Origin of the sequence: Rhizobium sp. RU36D (genome assembly GCF_900176345.1) — a bacterium.
Classification (GTDB): domain Bacteria; phylum Pseudomonadota; class Alphaproteobacteria; order Rhizobiales; family Rhizobiaceae; genus Allorhizobium.
Genome location: NZ_FWXU01000070.1, coordinates 1 through 1,371, shown reverse-complemented (window position 1 = coordinate 1,371; position 1,371 = coordinate 1). Strand labels below are relative to the sequence as shown.

The 1,371-nt window shown below is 61.6% G+C and carries 1 pseudogene; it reads left to right on the top strand.

Annotated elements, in window-relative coordinates:
* Window positions 1–96: 96 nt before the first annotated feature.
* Window positions 97–1,265 (top strand): annotated as a pseudogene (locus tag B9A97_RS29190) (IS481 family transposase); the annotation flags it as partial.
* Between the last annotated feature and the right edge of the window lie 106 nt (window positions 1,266–1,371).

The window sequence follows — 1,371 nt, the reverse complement described above, 5'->3', positions numbered from 1 at the left end:
CGTCATGCCGGCCCCCGATGTATAGCCTTGATACATACCTGACAGATGTTCGGAGACATGCCTGACACTTCCTGGATTGTGATCCTGGAGGTCTTGATGGCTTGGCGGGCGAGGTCTGTTGTGGATGAGCGTTTGGAATTCTGCCGGCTGGCAGATCTTGAGAGTTCGAATATCTCTGCGCTGTGCGAGCGCTTCGGCATCAGTCGCCAGACGGGATATGTCTGGCTGAAGCGGTATCGGTCTGGGGAGATGGTCGAAGACCGGTCCCGCCGACCACACGCCAGTCCGCGGCGCACGGCGGCTGATCTGGAAGATGCCGTTCTCGCCGTCCGTGACGAGCATCCTGCCTGGGGTGCGCGCAAGATCGCACGACGCCTAGAGGACATGGGCATGACGGCGCCCTGCGCATCAACAGTGCATGCGATCCTGGCGCGGCACGACAGGATTGACGCCCCGGCCAGGAGCCGCCGTGCGACAGGCCGCTTCGAGCGCGAGGCTCCCAATCTTCTATGGCAGATGGACTTCAAGGGTTACATTCAGCTCACGTCCGGCCAGTGCTGCCATCCGCTCACCATCATCGATGACCATTCCCGCTTTGCGATCGGCATCGAAGCCTGCCTCGATCAGACGATGCTGACCGTGCGTGGCAGGCTGGAGCGCATCCTGCGCCACTACGGCCTGCCGCTGGCAATCTACACCGACAACGGCAATCCCTGGGGGACGGGGGTGCCAAACCAGTGGACGCGGCTGCGCGTCTGGCTGCTCAAGCTCGGCATCGATCTGATCCACGCAACGCCCTATCACCCGCAGGCACGCGGCAAGAACGAACGCTTCCACCGCAGCCTCAAGGCTGAAGTCCTTTCCTTTGCACCACTGTCCGACATGGCGCGGGCGCAAAAGGCCTTCGACCGCTGGCGCGATCTCTACAATCACCACCGCCCCCACCAGGGCATCGACATGAGCGTGCCGGCAAGCCGCTATCGCCCATCCAGCCGGGCCTTTCCAAAGCGTCTGCCGGAACCGGAATACGACAGCGGCGAAATCCTCCGGAAGGTTCCCAAGACACGCGCCAATGTCAACTTCAAAGGAAAGCTCTGGTATGTGCCCCAGGCCTTCTGCGGCGAGACCCTCGCGATCCGCCAGCTCGATCGCGAGCGGCTGTATGGTGTCTTCTTCGGCGCAACACAGATCGCAAAAATCGACCTCGACGCCAACCACTGACTGTCAGGCATGTCTCCGAACATCTGTCAGGGATGTCTCCGGGCTTTACACGCCGAGCCGGCATCCAGCGCAATCAAGTCCTTGATTGCGATAGACTTTTTCACGGCGCAGACGCGCCGTGGCTGGATTCCGGCATTCGCCGGAATGACG